General features: G+C 68.3%; 17 protein-coding genes. 7 read left to right on the top strand and 10 right to left on the bottom strand.

Going from position 1 to position 24,637, the window contains the following annotated elements; translation table 11 throughout:
- Nucleotides 1-72: 72 nt before the first annotated feature.
- Both EJ105_RS16335 and EJ105_RS16330 read right to left on the bottom strand, forming a co-directional pair.
- Nucleotides 73-1,101 carry a Bug family tripartite tricarboxylate transporter substrate binding protein gene (locus tag EJ105_RS16335; RefSeq protein ID WP_250167174.1) on the bottom strand — a complete coding sequence of 343 codons (1,029 nt, stop codon included), beginning with the start codon at nt 1,099-1,101 and terminating at the stop codon, nt 73-75.
- 357 nt (nt 1,102-1,458) lie between these two features.
- Nucleotides 1,459-2,313, bottom strand: a complete 855-nt coding sequence (locus EJ105_RS16330; RefSeq protein ID WP_029555276.1) for an IclR family transcriptional regulator — start codon at nt 2,311-2,313, stop codon at nt 1,459-1,461.
- A 207-nt stretch (nt 2,314-2,520) separates the two neighbouring features.
- Here EJ105_RS16330 and EJ105_RS16325 point away from each other — a divergent pair, with 207 nt between their 5' ends.
- Nucleotides 2,521-3,561: a 2-dehydropantoate 2-reductase gene (locus tag EJ105_RS16325; protein WP_250167173.1), complete on the top strand. Its 1,041-nt coding sequence runs from the start codon at nt 2,521-2,523 to the stop codon at nt 3,559-3,561.
- Between the two features lie 193 nt (nt 3,562-3,754).
- Here EJ105_RS16325 and EJ105_RS27850 read toward each other — a convergent pair whose 3' ends face one another.
- A complete protein-coding gene (locus tag EJ105_RS27850) occupies nt 3,755-3,889 on the bottom strand; it encodes a hypothetical protein (protein ID WP_280938294.1) in 135 nt (44 codons plus the stop codon).
- A gap of 475 nt (nt 3,890-4,364) precedes the next feature.
- Between EJ105_RS27850 and EJ105_RS16320 the strand changes: the two genes are divergently transcribed.
- Complete coding sequence (locus EJ105_RS16320; protein ID WP_029555278.1) at nt 4,365-4,946, top strand: YqaA family protein; 582 nt, start codon at nt 4,365-4,367, stop codon at nt 4,944-4,946.
- A gap of 15 nt (nt 4,947-4,961) precedes the next feature.
- On the opposite strand, the gene EJ105_RS16315 is transcribed toward EJ105_RS16320, so the two are convergent.
- Complete coding sequence (locus EJ105_RS16315; RefSeq protein ID WP_250167172.1) at nt 4,962-5,804, bottom strand: hypothetical protein; 843 nt, start codon at nt 5,802-5,804, stop codon at nt 4,962-4,964.
- A 650-nt stretch (nt 5,805-6,454) separates the two neighbouring features.
- Here EJ105_RS16315 and gltB point away from each other — a divergent pair.
- Both gltB and EJ105_RS16305 read left to right on the top strand, forming a co-directional pair.
- Nucleotides 6,455-11,158, top strand: coding sequence for a glutamate synthase large subunit (gene gltB, locus EJ105_RS16310; protein WP_250167171.1), 4,704 nt, complete (start codon nt 6,455-6,457; stop codon nt 11,156-11,158).
- 197 nt (nt 11,159-11,355) lie between these two features.
- The gene (locus EJ105_RS16305; RefSeq protein WP_250167170.1) at nt 11,356-12,777 is read left to right on the top strand and encodes a glutamate synthase subunit beta; all 1,422 of its coding nucleotides are present in this window, start codon (nt 11,356-11,358) and stop codon (nt 12,775-12,777) included.
- A gap of 140 nt (nt 12,778-12,917) precedes the next feature.
- Here the strand turns inward: EJ105_RS16305 and kce are convergent, their stop codons facing one another.
- The 5 genes from kce to EJ105_RS16280 all read right to left on the bottom strand — a co-directional run bounded on the left by kce (nt 12,918) and on the right by EJ105_RS16280 (nt 20,594).
- Nucleotides 12,918-13,868, bottom strand: coding sequence for a 3,5-dioxohexanoate:acetyl-CoA acetone transferase (gene kce, locus EJ105_RS16300; RefSeq protein ID WP_029555282.1), 951 nt, complete (start codon nt 13,866-13,868; stop codon nt 12,918-12,920).
- A 44-nt stretch (nt 13,869-13,912) separates the two neighbouring features.
- A complete protein-coding gene (locus EJ105_RS16295; protein ID WP_250167169.1) occupies nt 13,913-14,860 on the bottom strand; it encodes a 3-hydroxyacyl-CoA dehydrogenase in 948 nt (315 codons plus the stop codon).
- Between the two features lie 337 nt (nt 14,861-15,197).
- Nucleotides 15,198-17,723, bottom strand: coding sequence for a branched-chain amino acid ABC transporter ATP-binding protein/permease (locus tag EJ105_RS16290; protein ID WP_250167168.1), 2,526 nt, complete (start codon nt 17,721-17,723; stop codon nt 15,198-15,200).
- Between the two features lie 101 nt (nt 17,724-17,824).
- A complete protein-coding gene (locus EJ105_RS16285; RefSeq protein WP_024280354.1) occupies nt 17,825-18,700 on the bottom strand; it encodes a branched-chain amino acid ABC transporter permease in 876 nt (291 codons plus the stop codon).
- 595 nt (nt 18,701-19,295) lie between these two features.
- Nucleotides 19,296-20,594 (bottom strand): ABC transporter substrate-binding protein, encoded by a 1,299-nt coding sequence (locus EJ105_RS16280; protein ID WP_394006849.1) that lies wholly within the window; start codon nt 20,592-20,594, stop codon nt 19,296-19,298.
- A gap of 113 nt (nt 20,595-20,707) precedes the next feature.
- On the opposite strand from EJ105_RS16280, the gene EJ105_RS16275 reads away from it, so the two are divergent.
- Nucleotides 20,708-21,463, top strand: a complete 756-nt coding sequence (locus EJ105_RS16275) for a GntR family transcriptional regulator (RefSeq protein WP_029555287.1) — start codon at nt 20,708-20,710, stop codon at nt 21,461-21,463.
- A gap of 72 nt (nt 21,464-21,535) precedes the next feature.
- A complete protein-coding gene (locus EJ105_RS16270) occupies nt 21,536-22,312 on the top strand; it encodes an SDR family oxidoreductase (protein ID WP_250167166.1) in 777 nt (258 codons plus the stop codon).
- 66 nt (nt 22,313-22,378) lie between these two features.
- On the opposite strand, the gene EJ105_RS16265 is transcribed toward EJ105_RS16270, so the two are convergent.
- The gene (locus EJ105_RS16265; protein WP_250167165.1) at nt 22,379-23,821 is read right to left on the bottom strand and encodes an NAD-dependent succinate-semialdehyde dehydrogenase; all 1,443 of its coding nucleotides are present in this window, start codon (nt 23,819-23,821) and stop codon (nt 22,379-22,381) included.
- A gap of 297 nt (nt 23,822-24,118) precedes the next feature.
- On the opposite strand from EJ105_RS16265, the gene EJ105_RS16260 reads away from it, so the two are divergent.
- Complete coding sequence (locus EJ105_RS16260; RefSeq protein WP_250167164.1) at nt 24,119-24,412, top strand: hypothetical protein; 294 nt, start codon at nt 24,119-24,121, stop codon at nt 24,410-24,412.
- Nucleotides 24,413-24,637: the final 225 nt, after the last annotated feature.

The raw sequence follows: 24,637 nt of genomic DNA, 5'->3' as shown, positions 1-24,637 counted from the left end.
CTCTACCGTCCCTGCCCTTCCGGCGCCCGCGGCTCTGCGGCCACACGGCACCGGCGCCGCGAACCTCGTCGCCTATTTGGCGACGAAGCCCGCCTTCTCCATGAGGTCCTTGTGTGTGGCCTCGGCCTTGGTGAGCCAGGCCGAATATTCGGGACCGCTCAGGGCCGTGGTGTTGAAGGCCCCCTTCTGCATGAATTCCTGCCACTCGGGGGTGGCGCGGACCTTCTTGAACAGTTCGACGAAGTAATCGACCTGATCCTTGCTGGCATTCGGCGGCATGAGGATGCCGCGCAGCATCAGATATTCGATGTCGAGGCCGGATTCCTTGCAGGTGGGAATGTCCGCCCAGGACTTGCCGTTGGCGATGGGCTCCTTGTAGGGCAGCCGCTGGTAGTCGAACACGCAGAGCGGCTTCAGTTCGCCCGCGCGCCACTGGGACACCGCCTCGATGGGGTTGTTGACCGAGGCGGTCACATGGCCGCCGACGAGCTGGGCCGCGACGTCGCCGCCGCCCTTGTAGGGCACGTAGATGAACTTGGCGCCGGTCTTCTGCTCGATGGCGGCGGTGATGATCTGGTCTTCCTGCTTGGAGCCGGTGCCGCCCATCTTGAAGGTCTGGTCGCCCGAGGCGGCCTTGAGCGCGGCGAGGAAGCCCTTCACGTCGTCATAGGGCGCCTTGGCATTCACCCACAGCACGAACTCGTCGAGCGCCAGCATGGAGACCGGGGTCATGTCCTTCCAGGAGAAGGGCACGCCGGTGGCGAGCGGGGTGGTGAAGAGATTCGAGAGGGAGATGATGATCTTGTGGGGGTTCCGGTTGGAGCCCTTCACGTCGAGGAAGCCCTCGGCGCCGGCACCGCCGGACTTGTTGATGACGACGAGCGGCTGGCTCATCAGATTGTTCTTCTGGACGATGCCCTGGATCATCCGCGCCATCTGGTCGGCGCCGCCGCCGGTGCCGGCGGGAACGATGAATTCCACGGTCTTGGTGGGCTCCCAGGCCGCATGGGCCCAGGACGGCATAACGGCCGGCGCGAGCGCCGTCGTGACCGCGAGCGCAGCCGCACCTCTCCTGACGATCTTGGCGATTGCCGAATGCATCTGATTTTTCCTCCCCACGTCCGCGTTCTTTTTGGTGCGGATCGCAATTCCAGAGCTTCAATCAACCGGCGCCTGTTGCGCCGGGCAAGGTCCCGAAAACACTTCTGTTCGTCGAACCCCCGGGCTTAGCCTCTATGGAGCAGACGAAAACGGGACTTCAGCCTGTTTTACATCGCGCATCTTCACCAATACGCGATTTATGCCGGCAATTTAGTTGGCGTTCCCACCGTTGCCGTTACGGCGGCTTGGCAAGAGTATAGACCAAGGGAGGGGTGTCAATTGGAATTTTCAATTCGGAATTAGGTACGTTGTATGCCACAACTTTGGAATACTGTATTCCAGTTGCGGAAGGCCACCTTAGCGGAAGGCGGCGTAGTCCTGCGGCAGGTTTTCATCGGCACCGGAATACAGGCGCGTCATCTGCTCCGCTGCCGCCACCACGCGCCGGCCAAGGCGCTGGATGCGATCCTCGCTCATGCGCACCGCCGGGCCGGACACCGACACCGCGCCGATGGGCTCGCGCCACTCGTTGAGGATCGCGGCCGCCACCGCGCGCATGCCGGGGGCATGCTCCTCCCGGTCCACGGCGAAGCCGCGCTCCAGGATTTCGGCGACATCATCCATCAGCGCCCGCTCCTCGCGGCGGGTGGCGGTGGTGAAGGGCTCGTAGCGGATCTGGGCGAGACAGGCGCCGCGGAAGGAGGGGCTCGCAGCGGCCAGCACCGCCTTGCCGGCGGCGGTGGCATGCAGCGGCAGCCGCGCGCCCAGGCGGAAGAAAGCGCGCACGGGCGCGTGCGCCTCCGCCTGCGCCACCACCACCAGCTCCATGGCATCGAACATGGCGAGGTTCACGGTCTCGTCGGTCTCGTGGAGGAGACGGCGAATCACCGGACGGCCGATGTCCGGCAGCTTGCGGATGCGGAGATAGGCCGAGCCGATGCGGAACAGGCCGAGCCCCACGGTCCAGAGCCCGGTGGAGAGGTCGTGATTGACCAGCTGGCGCTTCTCCAGCGTGGTCAGCAGGCGGTGCACGGTGGAGACGGGCAGCTCGGCGCGCCGGGCGATCTCGGCCAGCGCCATGCCGTCCTGATCGGCCACCACGCGCAGCAGGGCGATGGCGCGGTCCAGCGACTGGACCTCGGCCCCGCCCTCCGACGCCGTGCCGGAGGCCGGCCGTCCCCTGCGCCGCGGTGCGACCTCGGTGTCCGGCATGCCGCTTTCTCCTCCCGTTTCGTTGCGTATCAAACTATCTTTCCCCTCGCGCCCGTCCACCCCGTGCGCTGCCCCTGCGTCAAATTTTCCACGTTGCGGAATTAATTTCCATAAGTATTGTGTCCGGGACTTGCCGGACGGCGGGGCTGCCCGCTAATCTGGTATACATAATACGACATAGATCGCGCTCAGCAGGGAGGATCAGCCATGAAGGTATGCATTTTCGGTGCCGGAGCCATTGGCGGCTATCTGGGCGTGCAGCTCGCCCAGGCCGGCGCCGATGTCAGCCTGGTGGCCCGTGGCGGCCATCTGGAGGCCATGCAGACCAATGGCGTGAAGCTGCTGATCAATGGCGAGGAGCGCGTCGCCAAGGTGCGCGCCACCGACGACCCGCGCGAGCTGGGGCCGCAGGATTACGTCATCATCGCCCTCAAGGGCCATTCGGTGCCCGGCGTGGTGCAGCAGATGCGCCCCCTCCTCGGCAATGACACCTCCGTGGTCACCGCCGTGAACGGCGTGCCCTACTGGTACTTCTACAAGCATGGCGGGGCGCTGGAGAACCGCACCCTCGCCACCATCGATCCCGGCGCGAAGCAGTGGGAAGTGCTGCGTCCCGAGCGCGCCATCGGCTGCATCGTCTATCCCGCGACCGAGGTGGTGGCGCCCGGCGTCATCCAGCACATCTATGGCGACAAGTTCCCCCTCGGCGAGCCGTCGGGCGAGATCACGCCCCGCGTCACCGCCCTCAGCCAGATGATGGAAAAGGGCGGCCTGCGCGCGCCGGTCATGACCAACATCCGCGACGAGCTGTGGCTGAAGCTGTGGGGCAACCTCTGCTTCAACCCCATCAGCGCCCTCACCCACGCCACCCTCGACCTCATCGCCGCCGATCCCGGCACCCGCGCCGTGGCCAAGGCCATGATGCTGGAAGCCAAGGCCATCGCCGAGCGCATCGGCGTCAACTTCCGCGTGGACGTGGAACGCCGCATCAACGGTGCCGGCGCCGTGGGCGCGCACAAGACCTCCATGCTCCAGGACCTGGAGCGCGACCGCCCCATGGAGATCGATCCGCTGGTCAGCGTCGTCCAGGAAATGGGCCAGATGCTGGACATGCCCACCCCCACCCTCGACGTGGTGCTGGCCCTGGTGCGCCAGCGCGCCGCCATGGCCGGCCTCGGCGGCATCCTCGCCAACCCGCCGCTGACCGCCGCCGATCTCGAGCCGCAGAAGAAGGCCGCGGTGCACTGAGACCTCCCCTCCCGATGGCCGGGTCCGCCCGGTCATCGGACGCGGCAGCAGGGTGACTTGAAAATGAAAAGGCCGGGCGCTTGCCCGGCCATTTTCATGTCTGCGTCGCTTCAGGAAAACCGCGCGGCCCTCGATTTCACACCCGCCCTACGGACGGGAGGCGCCCCGGACGGGCGCCTTGATCGGGATGCGTTCAGTCGGCCTCGCTCTGCGCGGCAGCAGGCGAAACGGGGGAAGCGGCGTCGGCCGGCTGGCTGGCGTTCAGCGCCATGCCTGTCAGCACATAGCCCAGCACGAGAGCGGCAAACACGGCGATTCGCTTGGTCATCCTCGATCCTCAGAACTTGCGTCGCGGCTTCCGTCGCCGACGACACCCGCTTGCGGCGGTGCAGCACGAAATACGCTTCCCGTGCGGCACCGGAGCTGAATGAGTGTGTCAGCAGCGGTTCATAAAGACTGAACGGCACCGGGGTGTTCCCCGGAAATCGTCCGGGGCGTGGCCCGCCCCGCTGGCACTGCGACCGGGGTATCGCCCCCGCGACTCGACCGCAGCGAAACCGGGTTTACACCGCGCCGCGTCACGTGTCTGTGTCCTGCGAGTCACAGCGCCCTTGCGTGAACCGGGGTGGTAAAGCAGCGGTTTACGCGGTGCCGCAGCGGGGTACATCCCGGCACAGACGCGGCGAACGGGAGCCCGCGCCGCGGGCTGGCGAAAGGCCGCGCCGGCAGGCCCGCGCGGCGCTTTACTCGGATCGTTCCAGGCTCTAAGCGAGGGCACCTTTTCGCGACGCAGCAAGGCGCCCATGCTCCGCAAGCTCTACGACTGGATCATCGCGTATTCGTCGAAGCCGTCGGCACCCTGGGCCCTCGCCCTCGTCGCCTTTGCGGAAAGCTCGGTGTTTCCGGTGCCGCCGGACGTGCTGCAGGTGCCCATGACGCTGGCGCGGCCGGACAAGGCCTGGCGCTACGCCCTCATCGCCACCATCGCCTCGGTGCTGGGCGGCCTCGTCGGCTACGCCATCGGCGCGCTGCTCTATGACAGCGTGGGCAAGTTCCTCATCGAGCTTTACGGCTACGGCCAGAAGGTCGACCAGTTCCGCGCCGCCTACGCCCATTACGGGCACTGGGTGATCCTCCTGAAGGGGCTCACGCCGATCCCGTTCAAGCTGGTCACGATCACCTCGGGCTTCGCCAACTACAGCCTGTTCTGGTTTTTCGTGCTGTCGGTGATCACCCGCGGCGCCCGCTTCTTCCTGCTGGCGGCGATCCTGTACTACTTCGGCCCGTCCGCGCGCGAGTTCATCGAGAAGCGGCTCGGCCTCGTCACGCTGGGGCTGCTGGCCGTCATCGTGATCGGACTGGTGGCGGCGGCCTATTTCGTCTGAGGCCGCCGGCCTTCCCTACTGACCTTTCGGGCGCGACAGCACCGAGGCGGTGCCCGCCGACGCGCTGTCGGTGGTCGCCGTACCGGCGCCCGCCTTGCGCTTCTGCGGCTGGGCGGGGCTCGCCGGGGTCGCGGAGGGGGCGGCGTTGGCCGATTGCTGGGCCGCCGTCTGCCCAGCCGGCGCATTCGCGCTCGCGCCGGGCGTCGGCTGAGCCGCGGGGGCCGCGGCAGCAGCAGGCTCAGGCGCGGCGGGCGCAACCACCGCAGGCGCGGGCGTGACGGCGGCCATGGTCGCCTCCGGCGGGCGCTGGGGCGGCAGCGGCGCCGGGGTTCCGGCAATCGTGGGCGACGGGGCGGAATAGGACGGTGCCGGAGCCGGCGGAACAGCGCGGGCCGTCGCGGGCGGTGCCTGGCGCTGGGGCGCAGGGGCCGGCGCAGCCACGGCGGGACCAGCGGGACCACCCGGAATGGCGCGCGCGCTCACCACCCGGCCGGTGAAGGCATTCACCCGCAAGAGCGCCCGCCCCTCCTGATCGGATGCGGCAACCAGATAGAAGCGGCCGGAGAGCTTGGGCGCACCGATGCTCCAATAGCCCATGCTCTGGACGATGGACCGGATCTCCTCGGGTGGCAGCACCGGATAGCGCGCCTGCGGCACCCCGTACGCCCCGCCGGGATAGGTGCCGGGCGGATAGGCGCCGGGCGGCACCGGATAGCCGCGCGGCGCGAGGCCGGGCTGCCCCTCATAGATCAGCACCTGCGCCGCAGCCGGCAGCGCGCTGCCGATGAGAAGGGCAGAAACGGCGGCCGCGCGCAGCACCGGCCGGGAGCCGAAGGGAAGGGAGAGGGTGTGGTGCACGGCGCTGCTCCGGATCGGTAGAAACGTGAGGCGGTCGGTCGGCCTGCGCCCCTTCTTCTCCGCGCGCGTCCACGCATGCGAGGACGGGACCCGGCGGAGCCGCCTGATTCCCGTTCACCTAAGCCTTCCAATGCGGCAGCCGTAGGACGCAAGTCAGGACGCAAAATTGGGGCGGGAGCCGGCAATCGGCCGCATCGCGCATCGGACCCGCCGGGAGGCGCCGAAATCCCGTTGCGCGAGCGCCAACCGCCCCGTACCGTTCTTGCGCCAGAACCGCCAGTCGCGCAATTTTTCGCCAATTTGACCGCTTCTGCGCCATCGTGGCGCTTGTGAGGCTGCTGCTTTTCTGTCATCTTCGCCGAGATAGGGCAGTCGTACTTCCCTATCTCCCGTGCGCGCCGAATTGCCGAGCTCACGTTCCACAGGGCCGGCGCGTCGCCGGCCGAAGTCGGACGGAGGCGCAGTTCCGCGCGGCGCGGCTGTGGTGCAAAAGTTGCAAAGCAGGTATCGGATATCGTCGGGACGCCCCGTCCGGGCGAAGGGGGTCCGGCGCCCGGCGCGATGCGCACGGGCACCGACAGTCTGGGGAAGCCGGCGGCACAGCCGGAAAATGCGGGCGGCGCGCCGCCCTATGGAAAAGGAATGGTCAGATGGCACCGATGGATCGCAAGGATGGCTTGATCGGAAGCGTGGCTCAGACTGCCGCCGCCGTGAAAGACACGGCGATCGTCGGCCGTCCGGACGCCTTCGGCCTGTTCGACCCGGCGCACGAGCGTGACGCCTGCGGCGTCGGCTTCATCGCCGACATCAAGGGCCGCAAGAGCCACCGCATCGTGCAGGACGGCATCAACATCCTGCTCAATCTGGAGCACCGCGGCGCCGTGGGCGCCGATCCGCGCGCCGGCGACGGCGCGGGCATGCTGGTGCAGATCCCACACAAGTTCTTCGCCAAGGAAGCGGCCCGCCTCGGCTTCGCCTTGCCGGAGCCCGGCCAGTATGCCGTCGGCCACATCTTCATGCCGCGCGAGGCCGAGGGCGAGGCCATCGTGCGCGCCGCCTACGAGCGGGTGGTGGCGGAAGAGGGCTTCCAGCTCATCGGCTGGCGCGACGTGCCCACCGACAATTCCTCCCTCGGCGTCAGCGTGCTGCCGACCGAGCCCAAGCACGTGCAGATCTTCATCGGCCGCGGCGAATTCGCGGGCGACGAGGACGGCTTCGAGCGCCGCCTGTTCGTGCTGCGCAAGGTGATCTCCAACACCGTCTATGGCGCCCGGGACCCGCGCACCGCCGGCTATTATCCGGTGTCGCTGTCGGTCCGCACGCTGGTCTACAAGGGCATGTTCCTGGCCGACCAGCTCGGCGCCTATTATCCGGACCTGCACGACCCGGACTTCGAGAGCGCGCTCGCCCTCGTGCACCAGCGCTTCTCCACCAACACCTTCCCGGCCTGGCCGCTGGCCCACCCCTATCGCATGGTGGCGCACAACGGCGAGATCAACACCCTGCGCGGCAACGTCAACTGGATGGCGGCGCGGCAGGCGAGCGTGGATTCCGAGCTGTTCGGCGCCGACATCTCCAAGCTCTGGCCCATCAGCTATGAGGGCCAGTCGGACACCGCCTGCTTCGACAACGCGCTCGAATTCCTGGTGCAGGGCGGCTATTCCCTGCCCCACGCGGCCATGATGCTGGTGCCCGAGGCCTGGGCCGGCAACCCGCTCATGGACGAGGAGCGGCGCGCCTTCTACGAGTACCACGCCTCCCTGATGGAGCCGTGGGACGGCCCCGCCGCCATCGTCGCCACCGATGGCCGGAAGATCGTCGCGACGCTGGACCGCAACGGCCTGCGCCCCGCCCGCTACATGGTGACGAACGACGACACCATCGTCCTCGCCTCGGAAATGGGCGTGCTCACGCTGCCCGAGGAAAAGATCGTCACCAAGTGGCGCCTCCAGCCCGGCAAGATGCTGCTGGTGGACCTCGAGGAAGGCCGCCTCGTCCCCGACGAGGAGATCAAGACCGAGCTGGCCCGCGCCAACCCCTACAAGGAGTGGCTGAAGCACACCCAGCTCGTGCTGGAAGACCTGCGCCCCGTGGAAGCGCGCGAGGTGCGCACCGACGTGTCGCTGCTCGATCGCCAGCAGGCGTTCGGCTACACGCAGGAAGACCTCAAGCTGCTCATGGCGCCCATGGCCATCACCGGCCAGGAAGCGGTCGGCTCCATGGGCACCGACACGCCCATCAGCGTGCTGTCCAACAAGTCCAAGTCGCTGTTCAGCTACTTCCAGCAGAATTTCGCGCAGGTGACGAACCCGCCCATCGACCCGATCCGCGAGGAGCTGGTGATGAGCCTCGTCTCCTTCATCGGGCCGCGGCCGAACATCTTCGACCTGGAGGGCAACGCCCGCCGCAAGCGCCTTGAGGTGCGCCAGCCCATCCTCACCAACGAGGACCTGGAGAAGATCCGCTCCATCGGCTTCATGGAGGAGCGGTTCGACACCCGCACGCTGGACATCACCTACCCCTCCGACAAGGGCGCGGCGGGCATGGAGGATGCCGTGGAGCGGCTGTGCGAGCGCGCCGAGGCGGCGGTCCACGGCGGCTACAACATCATCATCCTGTCCGACCGCATGATCGGACCGGACCGCATCCCGATCCCGGCGCTGCTCGCCACGGCGGCGGTGCATCACCACCTCATCCGCAAGGGCCTGCGCACCTCGGTCGGCCTTGTGGTCGAGACCGGTGAGGCGCGGGAGGTGCATCACTTCGCCTGTCTCGCCGGCTACGGCGCCGAAGCCATCAACCCCTATCTCGCCTTCGAGACCCTGCTCTCCATGAAGGATGAGATTCCGGAGGAGGTGGACGACAAGGAGATCGTGAAGCGCTTCATCAAGTCCATCGACAAGGGCCTGCTGAAGGTGATGTCCAAGATGGGCATCTCCACCTACCAGTCCTATTGCGGCGCGCAGATCTTCGACGCGGTGGGCCTCTCCTCCGAGCTGGTGCGGAAGTATTTCTTCGGCACCGCCACCACCATCGAGGGCGTGGGCCTGCCGGAGATCGCGGAAGAGACCGTGCTGCGGCACACCCTCGCCTTCTCGGACGCGCCCGTGTTCCGCATGGCGCTCGATGTGGGCGGCGAATACGCCTACCGCATCCGCGGCGAGGACCATGCGTGGTCGCCGGATTCGGTCTCGGCGCTCCAGCACGCCGTGCGCGGCAATGCGCAGGACAAGTACAAGGCGTTCGCCGCCATGATCAACGAGGAGGACAAGCGCCTCCTCACCGTGCGCTCGCTGTTCCGCATCCGGTCCGCGGGCGAGATCGGGCAGGCGAGCGTGGACGTCTCCGAGGTGGAGCCCGCCTCCGAGATCGTGAAGCGCTTCGTCACCGGCGCCATGTCGTTCGGCTCCATCTCGCGCGAGGCGCACACGACCCTCGCTATCGCCATGAACCGGATCGGCGGCAAGTCGAACACCGGCGAGGGCGGCGAGGAGCCCGAGCGCTTCAAGCCCCTGCCCAATGGCGACAGCATGCGCTCCGCCATCAAGCAGGTGGCCTCCGGCCGCTTCGGCGTGACGGCGGAATATCTCGTCAATTCCGACGTGATGCAGATCAAGGTCGCGCAGGGCGCCAAGCCCGGCGAGGGCGGCCAGCTGCCCGGCCACAAGGTGGACGCGGTGATCGCCAAGGTGCGCCACTCCACCCCGGGCGTGGGCCTCATCTCCCCGCCCCCGCACCATGACATCTATTCCATCGAGGACCTCGCCCAGCTCATCTACGACCTGAAGAACGTGAACCCCGACGCGGACGTGTCGGTGAAGCTCGTCTCCGAGGTCGGCGTGGGCACGGTGGCGGCCGGCGTCGCCAAGGCGCGCGCCGACCACATCACCATCTCCGGCTTCGAGGGCGGCACGGGCGCGAGCCCGCTCACCTCCATCAAGCACGCCGGCTCGCCGTGGGAGATGGGCCTCGCCGAGACCCAGCAGACGCTGGTGGCCAACCGCCTGCGCTCGCGCGTCGCGCTGCAGGTGGACGGCGGCCTGCGCACCGGCCGGGACGTCATCATCGGCGCCCTGCTCGGCGCCGACGAGTTCGCCTTCTCCACCGCCCCGCTCATCGCGGCGGGCTGCATCATGATGCGCAAGTGCCACCTGAACACCTGCCCGGTGGGCGTGGCGACGCAGGACCCCGTGCTGCGCAAGCGCTTCAAGGGCACGCCCGAGCACGTCATCAACTACTTCTTCTTCATCGCGGAAGAGGTGCGGGAGATCATGGCCTCCCTCGGCTTCCGCAAGCTGGAAGAGATGGTGGGCCGCGCCGACGTGCTGGACCAGAAGGCCGCCATCGACCACTGGAAGGCCAAGGGCCTCGACTTCTCGCGCATCTTCGCGGTGCCGCAGGTGCCGGCCGAGGTCGGCATCCGCCACACCGAGCGCCAGCACCACCCCATCGAGAAGGTGCTCGACCGCACCCTCATCGCAAAGGCGGCCCCGGCGCTGGAGCGCGGCGAGAAGGTGGTCATCGAGACCCCCATCCGCTCGGTGGACCGCTCCGCCGGCGCCATGCTCTCGGGCGCCGTGGCCAAGGCCTATGGCGGCGCCGGCCTGCCCGACGACACCATCCACGTCACCCTCTCGGGCACCGCGGGCCAGGCCTTCGGCGCCTTCCTCGCGGCGGGCGTCACCTTCGACCTGATCGGCGAAGCCAACGACTACGTGGGCAAGGGCCTGTCGGGCGGGCGCATCATCGTGCGGCCGCCGGCCCATTCGGCCATCGTTCCGGAGAACTCCATCATCGTCGGCAACACCGTGATGTATGGCGCGACCGAGGGTGAATGCTACTTCCACGGCATCGCCGGCGAACGCTTCGCGGTGCGCAATTCGGGGGCAATCGCCGTCGTCGAAGGCACCGGCGACCATGGCTGCGAATACATGACCGGCGGCATCGTGGTGGTCATCGGCCCCACGGGACGCAACTTCGCGGCCGGCATGTCCGGCGGCGTCGCCTACGTGCTCGACGAGGACAAGAGCTTCGCCAAGCGCTGCAACCTCTCCATGGTGGACCTGGAGCCCGTCGAGGAGGAGGAGGACCTGCTGGAGCGCCTCCACCACCACGGCGGCGACCTGGAGTTCAAGGGCCGCATCGACGTGCAGGGCGACATGTCCCGCCACGACGAGGAGCGCCTGCACCAGCTCATCGCCAAGCACCTGCACCACACGGGCTCGGCGCGGGCGCAGATGATCCTCGACAACTGGGCGGACTATCGCTCCAAGTTCGTCAAGGTGATGCCGGTGGAATACCGCCGTGCCCTGCGCGAGATGGAGAAGCGCCGCGGCCTCGCGGCGGCCGAATGAGGCAGGAGCGTCCCCTCTCCGGAGGGGACGCCGGCCGGCCCCGAACGGCCGGCACGCGGGCCGGTCGCCCGTGCGGAAACGCGCGCGAAAACCGAGTCCTCAAGCTGGAACAATTCTTGTAATGGAACTGGTGGTGCGGCACGCGGAGACATCCGGCGCGCGCGGCGGTTCCCTCAAGGTTCGCCAACGAGGTTTTTATGGGCAAGGTCACGGGGTTCCTGGAGATTGATCGGCGCGAGCAGAAGTATCAGCCCGCATCCGACCGCATCCGCCATTTCCGCGAGTTCACGCTGCCGCTGCCCGACGCCGAGGTGGAGAACCAGGCGTCGCGCTGCATGGATTGCGGCATCCCCTTCTGCCACGGCTCCACCGGCTGCCCGGTCAACAACCAGATCCCGGACTGGAACGACCTCGTCTATCGCAACGAGTGGGAAGAGGCCGCGCGCAACCTCCACTCCACCAACAATTTCCCCGAGTTCACCGGCCGCATCTGCCCCGCCCCGTGCGAGGAAGCCTGCACGCTGAACCTCGAGGACGTGCCCGTCACCATCAAGACGGTGGAGCAGGCCATCGCCGACAAGGCGTGGAAGAAGGGCTGGATCAAGCCCGAGCCCGCCGCCGTGAAGACCGGCAAGAAGGTCGCCATCATCGGCTCCGGCCCGGCCGGCCTTGCCGCCGCCCAGCAGCTCGCCCGCGCCGGCCACGACGTGCATGTCTATGAGCGCGAGCCCAAGGCCGGCGGCCTGCTGCGCTACGGCATTCCCGACTTCAAGATGGAGAAGCACCACATCGACCGCCGGGTGAAGCAGATGGAGGCGGAAGGCGTCACCTTCCACTACAACGAGAACATCGGTGTGGTCCGCCCCCTGCAGGAACTCCTCGACGGCCACGACGCGGTGCTGCTCGCCGGCGGCTCCGAGGCCCCGCGCGATCCGGGCCTGCCCGGCCAGGAGATGGAGGGCGTGCACTTCGCCATGCCCTATCTCGTGCAGTCCAACCGCCGCGAGAGCGACGAGCCGGTGAACGAGATCCCGATCCTCGCCGGCGGCAAGCATGTGGTGGTGGTGGGCGGCGGCGACACCGCCTCCGACTGCGTGGGCACCGCCTTCCGCCAGGGCGCGCTCTCCGTCACCCAGCTCGACATCCGCGCGGTGCCGCCCATGAAGGAGGACAAGCTGGCGGTGTGGCCCTTCTGGCCCACCAAGTTCCGCACCTCCTCCTCCCAGGCCGAGGGCGCCGAGCGCGAGTTCGCCTGCGCGACGCTGGGCATCGAGGGCCGCAACGGCCGCGTCACCGGCGTCAAGTGCGCCCGCGTGGATGCCAAGCGCCAGCCCATCCCTGGCACCGAGTTCGTGCTGCGCGCCGATCTCGTCTTCCTCGCCATCGGCTTCGCCCACCCGCTGTTCGCCGGGCTCATCGAGCAGTCCGGCGCGGCGCTGGACAAGCGCGGCAACGTGAAGGCGGACGAGGAGGCCTATGCCACCTCCGTGCCCAAGCTCTACGCCGCCGGCGACATGCGCCGCGGCCAGTCGCTGGTGGTCTGGGCCATCCGCGAAGGCCGCCAGGCCGCCCACGCCATCGACAAGGACCTGATGGGCGCGACGACCCTGCCGCGCTGAGGCGGTTAGGGCGCAGATCGAGATCGCCCGATCCTGAATGCAAAAGCCCCCGGCCATCGGCCGGGGGCTTTTTTGTGCGCCGTTGAAATGGCCCGCAGTGCGCGAGGGCTCACGAGACGAGCCCTCGCCGCCGAGCCTCCTCAGATGTTCGTCTTGTCGGCGCCCTTGAGCTGCAGGATCTCGCGCGCCTCGTCGGGGCTGGCCACTTCCAGTCCGAGGCCCTCGATGATCTTGGCGGCGAGCTTCACCTGATCGGCGTTGGAGGTGGCGAGCTTGCCACGGCCGGCCCAGAGTGAATCCTCCAGCCCCACCCGGATGTTGCCGCCCATGGAGGCGGCCATGGCGGCGATGGGGAGCTGGTTGCGGCCGGCGCCGAGCACGGACCAGCGATACTGATCGCCGAACAGCCGGTCGCAGGTGCGCTTCATGTGCATCACGTCCTCGGGGTGGGGACCGATGCCGCCGAGGAGCCCGAACACCGACTGCACGAACAGCGGCGGCTTCACCAGCCCGCGCTCCAGGAAGTGCGCGAGATTGTAGAGATGGCCGATGTCGTAGCACTCGAACTCGAAGCGCGTGCCGTTATCGTAGCAGGTGGTCAGGATATATTCGATATCCTTGAAGGTGTTGCGGAAGACGAGATCGCGCGTGTTCTCAAGATGCGTCTTCTCCCACGGGTGCTTGAACTCCTTGTACTTGTCGAGCAGGTGGAACAGCCCGAAATTCATGGAGCCCATGTTGAGCGAGGCCACCTCCGGCTTGAAGGTGGCGGCGGGCAGCACGCGCTCCTCCACCTTCATGTAGGGGCTGCCGCCGGACGTGATGTTGATGACCGCGCTGGTGGCCTGCTTGATGCGCGGCAGGAAGGGGGCGAACGCCTCCGGCGTCTGGTCCGGCTGGCCGGTCTCCGGGTTGCGCGCGTGCAGGTGCAGGATGGCCGCGCCGGCCTCGGCCGCCTTCAGCGCGTCGGCGACGATCTCGTCCGGCGTGATGGGCAGGTAGGGCGACATGGTGGGCGTGTGGATCGCCCCCGTGATGGCGCAGGTGATGATGACCTTGCGGTTGGATTTCTTGGGGGCGGCCTCGGTCATGACGGTGTTGCCTCGGTGGTCGTGAATATGGGGGTTCGGAAAGCTCAGGCGCCGATGTCCTTGTCGGCCTTGCGCTTGTGGGCGGCCAGCGCCATCAGCCGGCGGTCGCGCCACACCTGACGCTCCTGAAGGGCATCGTGGGCAAGGCGCGCGCGGCGCTCGGCGAGCACGGTCTCCAGCACCGGGCCGGCCCAGTCCACACGGCGCCACTGGTCGGGCGAGATGCGCTCGTAAATCTGCTGGTAGCGCGCGACATAATCCGCCACGCCGCCGGGCGCGTTGAGGTCGATGGTCTCGAACGGCCCCATGAAGGACCAGCGCAGCGCCAGCCCCTCACGGATGCCGATGTCCACGTCTTCGACGCTGGCATAGCCGTCCGCCACGAGGCGGAACGCCTCTTCCAGCAGCGCGCCCTGCATGCGGTTCATCACGAAGCCGTCCAGCTCGCGCTTCATCACGATGGGCGACTGGCCGGCGGCGCGCATGAGGTCGGCGGCGCGGGTCATGGTCTCGGGCGCCGTCCAGGGGGCGGGCACCACCTCCACGGCGGGGATCAGATAGGGCGGATTGATGGGGTGGCACACGCACACCCGTTCGCGATGCTTCAGGCTTTCCGAGAAGCGCGACGGCAGGATCGCCGAGGTGGAGGAGGCGAGCACGGTCTCCGGCGCCGCCAGCGCATCGAGTTCCGCATAGAGCGCCTGCTTGAGGGCGAGGTCTTCCGGCGCATTCTCCTGCGCGTGGACGGCGCCCTCCAGCGCCTCGGCATAGGATTGGGCGGCGGAAAGGCGTGCGCGCACGGCCTCGGGGGTAGCGCCATTGAGCAGGTCGTTGGCGGCGAGGTCCGGCAGCACGCCCTCGATATAAGCGAGCGCAGCCTCCGGCGCACCCTCCGCCTTGTCGGCCAGCGCCACGTCGAACCCGGCGCGGGCGAAGGTGATGGCCCAGGCCCGGCCGATGAAGCCCGAGCCGATGATGGCGATCTTGGTCATGGATGCCTCATTGCGGAAGAGAATCCCTTCTCCCCTCGCGGGAGAAGGTGGCTCGCGGCACCGCCGCGAGCCGGATGAGGGGCGCCCCGGACCAGCGACGGCGCAGCCGGAGCGCCGAGCCGGGGGCCAGGGGAAAAGTCGGCGCAGCCGGCGATGGCCATCGGACGACCCTTCTCCCCTCGCGGGAGAAGGTGGATCGCGGCGAAGCCGCGAGCCGGATGAAGGGGTGGTGTCGTTTGACCGATGAGTGCGATGGAGGAGGGGCTCCCACCCCTCACCCCCATCCCCTCTCCCGCAAGGGGAGAGGGGTGGCTTTTGGCGGTCATTGCCCCGCCCCTCACAGCCACAGCACCTGCCTTCTCAGATCAAGGTCGCGCGCGAGCGGGCGGGCGGGGCCCTCGTGGACCACCTCGCCGCGCTCCAGAACCACCGCGCGGTCGGCGAGGTTCAGCACCACGTCGAGATGGTGATCCACGATGACGAGGGTGAGCGCTTGGCGCAGCCGGTCGAAGGCGTCGAACAGTTCCTCGGTGACCGCCGGGGAGAGGCCCTCGAACGGCTCGTCCAGCAGCAGCACGCGGGTGTCGCCCATGAGCGCGCGGGCCACCGCCACCATCTGCTGCTCGCCGCCGGAGAGGAGGTCGGCCGGCGTGTCCATGCGCACCTTCAGGCGCGGGAAGAGGTCCAGCACCTCCTCCTCGCTGAAGTGCTTGCCGGCCCCGGTGATGCGCTTCAGCCGCCCGAGTTCGAGGTTGTGTCGCACGCTCATGCCGTGGAACAGCGCCCGGCCCTGCGGCACGTAGCCGACGCCGCGCCGGGCGATGGCTGCGGAGGACAGGCCCATCAGTTCCTCGCCCGCCAGTGTCAGTGACCCGTTCATGGGCTTGACGATGCCGGTGATGGCCTTGAGCAAAGTGGATTTTCCCGCCCCGTTGCGGCCGAGCAGCGCGAGGATCTCCCCCTCCTTCGCCTCCAGCGAGACGCCGGCGAGGATGCGGCTCTTGCCGTAGAAGGCATCGATGCCGTGGAGCCGCAGCATGGTGGTGTCGGTGGCAGCGGATTGAAGGTCGCGGGCGGCCAGCGCCGCGGCGCCGGAGCCGATATAGACCTCCTGCACGCGCTTGTCGGAGCGTGCATCCTCCACCGTGCCGTCCACCAGCACCGCGCCGTCGGCCATCACGGTCACGGCGTCGGCCAGTTCGAACACGCGGTCGATGTCGTGCTCCACGAGGAGCACCGGCACCTCGGCGGAGATGTCCTTGATGAGGTTGGAGACGCGGTTGCGCTCCGCCGCCGCGAGGCCCGCCAGGGGCTCGTCCAGCAGCAGCACGCGCGGGCGGGAGGTGAGGGCAAGACCCATGTCCAAGAGCCGCTGCCCGCCATAGGAGAGCGCGCCCGCCTCTGCCCTTTCCATGCCGGCGACGCCGAGGAAGGCCACCATCTCCGCCGTCTCGGCATTGATCTCGGGGATGGACGCGGCATCGCGCCAGGGATCGAAGCGGCTCTTGTGGGTGGCCTGCACGCCGAGGCGAAGGTTCTCCTCCACCGAAAGGGTCGGGAACAGGTTGGTGATCTGGAAGGAGCGCGCGAGGCCCTTCATGCACACCTGATTGGGCGAGAGCCCGTCGATGCGCTCGCCGGCGAGGCGGATTTCGCCGGCATTGGGGGCGAACATGCCGGAGATCATGTTGAAGGTGGAGGTCTTGCCCGCACCGTTGGGGCCGATGAGGGCGTGGAGCGTGCGATCCTTCACCGCCACAGCGCCGGCCCGCACCGCCTTGATGGCGCCGAAGCCCAGAGCGAGGTTCTTCGCCTCCAGCAGCGGCGCCAGGCTCTCCCACCGCGCGCGGGCGGTGAGGGAGGACGGCAGCGGCCGTTTCTCCGCCGAGGTGCGCCGGCCCATGGCGGCGGCCTCGATGGTCTTCTTCCGGAGCGGCGCGAGGAGCCGGTCGGCGACGCCCACGAGCCCGGTGGGCGAGAAGACGATGAAGGCCATGAACAAAAGGCCGAACCAGAACAGCCAGTTCGCCGTCCACATGGACAGGAACTCGCGGAACAGCACGAAGAACAGCGCGCCCAGCGCCGGCCCGAGGAAGGAGCGCATGCCGCCGATGACCACCATGGCCAGCAGCTCGCCGGAAAAGGCGATGGCGATGGGATCGGCCGAGGCGAAGCGGTGGTTGAAGGCGAGCAGCGCCCCGGCGAACGCGGTGAGGCCGGCCGAGAGGGTGAAGCAGGCGATCTTGTAGGCCCGCGTGTCGTAGCCGATGAAGCGCGCCCGCTGCTCGTTCTCGCGGATGGCGACCAGCACCGTGCCCACCGGCGAGCGCACGAAGCGCTGGAGCGTGAGGATGATGAGGAAGGCCGCGCCCGCCACCACCCAGTAGAAGGTGGCGTTGCGATCCACATCAAGGCCGAGGAAGGGGCCGCGATTGACGCCGCCGAGGCCGTTCTCGCCGCCGGTCACGGCGGTCCAGCGGAAGGCGATGGTGTAGGCCAGCGCAGTCAGCGCCAGCGTCAGCAGCGAGAAATAGACGCCGCGCCGGCGCAGCACCACGTAGCCCACCGGGATGGCCGCCAGCGTCACCAGCACCGCCGCCGGGATGGCCAGCACGAGGCCCCATTCGGGAAACAGCCGCTGCTGCACCAGCGCCGCCGCATAGGCGCCGAGCCCGAACCACGCGCCATGGCCGAAGGAGACGAGGCCGGTGTAGCCGACGAGCAGGTTCAGCGCCATGCAGGCGAGGGCGAGGATCACCACGTCGGTGGCGGAGGTCACCGTCAGGCCGAGGGCGGAGAGCAGCGCGGGCAGAAGGGCCAGCGCCACCGCGGCGACGATGAGGTTGGCATTGCGGGCGAGCATCGCGGCTCCTGAGGCGGGAGGGCACGCCGCGCTCGGCGCGGCTTCTGGCGAGGGAGATGTCGCAGTCACGGAAGGCGCGGTGGAGGCCTTGGGCATGGCGGTCACTCGAAGCGCAGGATGCGCTCGCCGAACAGGCCGCGCGGCCGGGCGAGCAGCACCGCCAGCATCAGGACGTACATGGACGCCTCGGCCGCCGGCGGGATGAAATAGACCGTGAGCCCGCGCACGAGGCCCACCAGCAGCCCCGCCGCCACCACGCCCCAGAACGAGCCGAGGCCGCCGATGACCACCACCACGAAGGCGGCGGTGAGGATTTCCGAGCCCATGGCCGGATGCACGCCGGAGATGGGCGCGAGCATGATGCCGGCGAGGCCCGCAAGGCCGATGCCGATGGCCGCCACCGCCGTGAGATAGGGGGTGAGCGAAATGCCGAGCGCGCCCACCATGTCCGGGTTCTGCACCCCGGCCCGCACCACGCGGCCGAAGGCGGTGCGCTGGAGCAGCAGCCACAGCCCGAGCACCGCCACCGCCGCCACCACCAGGATGGCGAGGCGATAGCGCGAATAGATGAAGTCGCCGAGGAACACCTGCCCCTTGAGGAAGGCGGGAATGGAGAAGGGAATGGGCGTGGCGCCGAAGGCCATGCGCAGCGCCTGCTCGATCACCATGGCGAGGCCGAAGGTGAGCAGCAGCGAGAGGATGGGATCGGCCCGGTAGAAGCGCGAAAACAGGGTGCGCTCGATGACCATGCCGATGAGCGCCACGGAGAGCGGCGCGGCGACGAAGGCGGCGGGAAAGCCGAAGCGGTTGCCGACCTCGACGCCGATATAGGCGCCGATGGCATAGAAGCCGCCATGGGCGAGGTTCACGATGCCGCCCAGCGAGAAGATGAGCGAGAGGCCGAGGGCGATCAAGAGATAGGCGACACCCACCAGAAGCCCGTTGAGCAATTGCTCGATGAGGAAGACGAGTTCCATGGGCATTGCATCTTCTCCGGCCTTAGGCGTTTTTACTGGCAGACATCGACGGCGGACCCCGCGCCGCTCAGACTCCCTCTCCCCTTCCGGGAGAGGGAGGCGTTGGTGCCCCGGACCAGCGACGGCGGAGCCGGAGCGCCGAGCCGGGGTCCAGGGGAAAAGTCGGCGAAGCCGGCAATGCCCCAAGGCATCCCCGCTTGAGCCGCCTTCGGCGAACCCATGCGCTGGGCCCCGGCTCGCATTCCGCTTTCGCTGCATGCGTCCGGGGCGCGAGGGCGGCGCCGGAATCGGCCGCCCCCTCTCCCCTTGCGGGAGAGGGCTGGGGTGAGGGGTATGGCGCCGCGTGAACCGTTGTCCGGCGCAGGCGGAAACATCCCCACCCCTCACCCCCAACCCCTCTCCCGCCCGAACCCGGCTGTTGCCGGCTTCGGTTCGCAAAAGTCGAAGTCGGCAACAGCCGACTTCGAGGGGAGAGGGGGGAGTTGGTGCCCCGGACCAGCGACGGCGGAGCCGGAGCGCCGAGCCGGGGTCCAGCGGAAAGTTCGGCGAAGCCGGCAACGCCCCTCCGCCCTCCCCGCCGGAGCCACCCGCCTCCTCACCCCGCGGGGAAGGTGCAGGCGTTCTCTTCCGGGGTGGGCGCGATCACGTCGAGGGCGGTGCCGTCACCGGGCACGGCCGGGCCGAGGACCATGATGTCCCAATTGTCCTTCACCTGCGCCACCGGGCGGGGGGTCACCGTGTACATCTCCTGGATGAGCTGGTGGTCCCAGTCGCGGAAGTAGCCCTTGCGACCCTTCAGGATGTCCAGCTCCTTCTCCTTCTCGAAGAAGGAGATGATCTGCGCGGAATCCGTGCTCTTGGTCTCGATCATGGCGCGGGCGACGAGCTTGGTGGCCACATAGTCGCCCCACGCCTGGTTCTCCGGCGGCTTGCCCCACTTCTTCACGAAGGCGGCGACGAAGGCCTTGGAGGACGGGGCGGAGACGTCATGGTGCCAGATGAGCGGCCAGATGCCGCCGAAGGCATCCTTGCCCGCGCCCCAGGCCACCGCCGTATCGAAGCCGAAGCCGCCGAACGGATACTTCAGGCCGAATTCCGAATACTGCTTGATGAAGTTGGTGATCTGGTTTCCGGCGAGGTTGGAGATCACCACGTCCGGGCGCGACTGGCGCACTTTGAGCAGATAGGACGAGAAGTCCGTGGCGTCGGTGGGCACCAGCTCGTCGGCGATCACCTCGCCGCCATTCTGGGCGATGTAGCGCTTGGCGACGCGGGACAGATCGTGGCCGAAGGCGTAGTCGGCGGTGAGGAAGAAGAGTTTCTTGCCCTTGATGAGGCCATCGCGCAGCATCGCCGCGCCCACCGCCTTCACATATTGGGTGTTGGCGCCTTCCACATGGAACATGTAGCGGTTGCAATCCTTGCCGCGCAGGGCATCGGAATTGCCGCCGGTGTTGACGAATACGATCTTGTTGCGCGCCGCCACCTGGGCGATGGCCAGCGCCGAGGCGGAGGAAATCTCGCCCACGATCACCGCCGCCTTGTCGCGCTCGATGTAGCGCTCCGCCTTGGAAGAGGCGGTGGCGGGGTTCACGCTGTCTTCCATCACGAGGTTGATCTTGCGGCCATTGATGCCGCCCGCCGCGTTCAGCTCCTCCACCGCGAGCTGCACGCCCATCTGGCCATAGGCGCCGAGCGGGCCGAGGAAGCCGGTGAGCGGGGTGAGGTGGCCGAAGGTCACGGTGTCGGCCTGCGCCTTCACGATGGCCGGCATGCCGACGCCACCGAGAAGCGCGGCCGCGCCGACGCCCTTCAGGAGCGTGCGACGACCGACGGATGCGGACGCAATGCGGGCGTGATGGGGAATGTCGTTCACGGCGTCGTCTCCTCCCATGGATCCGGCTGGACGTTGCGGCGGCAGGATTTTTCCCGTTCGGACCGCTCCGGAATGATTGCCGACTGGCTCGGCTATCTGTTATCTGTGATCACACATAGCAGACGCGGAACATGGAACACAAGACACCTTCCGCCGCAGACGGCGATGCCTCAGAGGTCCGCGGCGACGAGCCGGCGGCGACGCTCGATGCCCGTGTCGGCCGCATCGTCCGCCAGACTTTGGCCGATCAGGTCTATGGCGATCTGAAGGAGCTGCTGCTCTCCGGCCGCGCCGCGCCGGGCGAGCGCTTCACCCTGCGGGGACTGGCCGCCGCCATCGGCACCAGCGCCATGCCGGTGCGGGAAGCGGTGTCGCGCCTCGTCGCCGAGAACGCGCTGGAAGTGCTGCCCAACCGCGCCGTGCGCGTGCCCCTCATGCCCCGCGCCCGCTTCGCCGAACTGCGCCTCATCCGCATCAGCCTCGAAGGCCTCGCCGCCGCCACCGCCGCCCGCGAGGCGACGGATGAGGAGATCGCCGAAGTGGTCCGCTGCGAGCGCGCCTTCGCCGCCGAGCGGGACAAGAAGAGACCGGACGGCGCCGCCGCCATGCGCCACAACAAGGACCTGCACTTCGCCCTCTACCGCGCCGCCCACCTGCCCACCCTGATGGGGATGATCGAGGGCCTCTGGCTGCAGATCGGCCCCGTCCTCAACCTCGATTTTCGCGCCGGCCCGGAGCGGGTGCGTCAGGGGGAGGCGCACCTCCACCACGCCCGCCTCGTTGCCGCCCTCAAGGCCCGCGATTCGGACGCGGCACGGGACGCCCTGGTCGCGGATATCTGGAGCGCGGGCGACTTCATCCTCTCGCGCGACGTGCTTCCGGACTGATTCAAGACTGAACGTGCCTGAACCGGCACCTGACAGCACCGATACCCCACCAGAAAACCTAGGGAGAACGCCATGGACCTCGGCATTGCCGGCATTCGCGTCATCGTCACCGCCGGCGCCGGCGGCATCGGCCTGGAAATCGCCCGCGCCTTCCTGAAGGAGGGGGCGAAGGTGGAAGTCTGCGACGTGGACGAGGCCGCCCTGGAGGCCTTGGGGAGCACCGCGCCGGGGTCCGTCGGCACCTGGTGCGACGTGTCGGATCGAGCCTCGGTCGCCGCCTTCATGGACGGCGCGCTGGGCCGTCTCGGCGGGCTCGATGTGCTTGTAAACAATGCGGGAATCGCCGGCCCCACCGGCCGCGTGGACCAGATCTCGCCGGAGGACTGGGACCGCACTTTGGCGGTGGACATCACCGGCCATTTCAACGTCACCCGCCTCGCCGTGCCGGCCCTGAAGGAGAGCGCCAACGCCTCCATCATCGGCCTCTCCTCGGCCGCCGGCCGCTTCGGCTTTCCGCTCCGCTCGCCCTATGCGGCGGCGAAGTGGGGGGTGGTGGGCTTCATCAAGTCCCTGGCCATGGAGCTGGGCGAATTCGGTATACGCGCCAATGCCATACTGCCCGGATCGGTAGACGGCCCGCGCATCCGCTCGGTGTTCGAGAACAAGGCGCGGGAGCGCAACATGTCCATGGAGGATGTGCAGGCGATGGCCCTCTCGGCCACCTCTCTAAAGCGCCTCATCCCGCCACAACACCTTGCCAATGTTGCGGTTTTCCTGTCGTCCCCGATGGGCTCCACCATTTCCGGCCAAGCCATCGCGGTGGACGGCGACATGCAGATGCTGGTGTAGCCGCCTGAACCGCCGCCGCCCTCCAGCCCAGCCGGAGGGCGGCGAAAGTTCTTTTCTGCCTGAGGGTTAGATCCCGGCCTGGGACACGAACTTGGGGTTCAGATAGGCCTCGATGGCCTCCGAGCCGCCTTCCGAGCCATAGCCGGAATCCTTGATGCCGCCGAAGGGAACCTCAGGCAGCGCAAGGCCCAGATGGTTGATGGTCATCATGCCCGCCTGCACCCGGTGCGCCACCTGCTGGGCGGTCTTGGCCGAGCGGGTATAGGCATAGGATGCAAGGCCATAGGGCAGCCGGTTGGCCTCGGTGACGGCCTCCTCGAAATCCGAGAAGGGCAGCATCATGGCCAGCGGGCCGAACGGCTCCTCGTTCATCATCCGCATGTCGCGGGTGACGCCCGTGACCACCGTGGGCTCGAAGAAATAGCCTTTGTTTCCAATGCGTGAGCCGCCTGTCGCCACCTCTGCCCCCTTCTGGCGGGCATCGGCGATGAGGGCTTCCATGGCCGGAATGCGGCGCTCGTTGGCGAGCGGGCCCATGGTGGTGCCGGCGTCCAGGCCGTTGCCCACCTTCACCGCCTTGGCGACGGTGACAAAGGCGTCTACGAACTGCTCGTAGACCTTCTCCTGAATGAGGTAGCGGGTCGGCGAGACGCACACCTGCCCGGCGTTGCGGAACTTGGCGGTGGCGATCTGCTTGGCCGCGGCGGCCACGTCCGCATCATCGAAAACGATGACCGGCGAATGCCCGCCCAGCTCCATGGTCGCGCGCTTCATGTGCTCGCCGGCGAGTGCCGCCAGCCGCTTGCCCACCGGGGTGGAGCCGGTGAAGGTGATCTTGCGGATGGTCGGATGCGGGATGAGATATTCGCTCACTTCCGCCGGCACGCCATAGACGAGCCCGATGACACCGGCCGGCACGCCCACGTCCACGAAGGCACGGATCAGCTCGGCGGGAGACGCCGGCGTCTCCTCCGGCGCCTTCACGATGATGGAGCAGCCTGCCGCCAGAGCGCCGCACAGCTTGCGTACCACTTGGTTGAGGGGGAAATTCCACGGCGTGAAGGCCGCGACAGGCCCCACCGGCTCCTTGATGACGAGCTGGTAGACGCCGGGCGCGCGGGCGGGAATGACGCGCCCATAGGCGCGGCGCCCTTCCTCGGCGAACCAGTCGATGATGTCGGCGGCCGCCAGCGTCTCCATCCGCGCTTCGATGAGCGGCTTGCCCTGCTCCAGCGTCATCAGCCGGGCGATGCCGTCGGCGCGCTCGCGCAGCAGGTCGGCGGCCTTGCGCATGAGCTTGGAGCGATCGAACGCCGATACCTTGCTCCAGGTCGCGAAGCCGCGCTCGGTCGCCTCCAGCGCCGCGTCGAGGTCGGCCCGTGAGCAGTGCGCGACCGAGCCGATCTCCTCCTCCGTGGCGGGATTGATGACCGGGATGCGGCGGCCCCCCTCGGCGTCGCGCCAGACACCGTCAATGTGGAGCTGGACGTTGGGATAGGCATCGGACATCGGGCTTCCTCCTTGGGGCGCCGCGCCGTGGATCGCGCAGGCGCCGGTCGAACCGTGTATTCGAATCGGTCTTTGCGCCCCGGTGGGCCGTAGGCCGCCGCTCATCCGGCCATCCGGCTGGAGCGCTGCGGGAAACGAACACCGAAAGTGGAGTGGCGGGCAGGCGCCGGGGCGGGCGCGCATCCTATGCGGCAACGGTGCGGTTGAGAACCTGCGGCCGGCGCGGGGAAACCGGTGCGAGGTCCGCAGCGTTGGCATGGCTGGACGGCGGAACGCCGCACCAGAGCGGAGAACCCCATGAACACCGCGAACCTGCAATTGGAAGGCGTGCTCCTCGCCTTGTCGCGCCTGGTCGAGACCATGCGGAACAAGGGCCTTCTCACCTCCGGCGAGATCGAGACAGCGCTCGCCGAGGCGGAGGACGCCTGCCGCCGCGATGCCGCCTGCCGCACCATCAGCCCGGGCCAGGCCGAAGGGGTGTTGTTCCCCATCCGCTTCCTGCGCGCGGCCACCAATCGCCAGGAAGGCCCCTCCCCGACCTTCACCGACATCGCCACGTCCATCGGCGAGAACAAGGACAGGCACGGCTGAGCCCGCGTACGGCGCCGGCCCCTCTGCGATCGGGCTCTGGCGCCGAGGGGTTCCCAAAGGGAATCAAGCGCGGGTACGCTCCGGCACCGTCATCCGGACAGGCCGGCGCCGCAATTGTGTGGGGAGGCGCCGCTGACGGCCGATCTCGACCTCATGCAGATCAGCCTCGTCACCGGCGGCACCTCAGCGGTTGCCATGGTCATTTTATGATCGTGCTTCGACCTG

This window comes from Xanthobacter aminoxidans, from assembly GCF_023571765.1.
Taxonomy (GTDB): domain Bacteria; phylum Pseudomonadota; class Alphaproteobacteria; order Rhizobiales; family Xanthobacteraceae; genus Xanthobacter; species Xanthobacter aminoxidans.
Note: the sequence above shows the minus strand (reverse complement) of the source record. Positions and strands in the feature narration are given on the sequence as shown.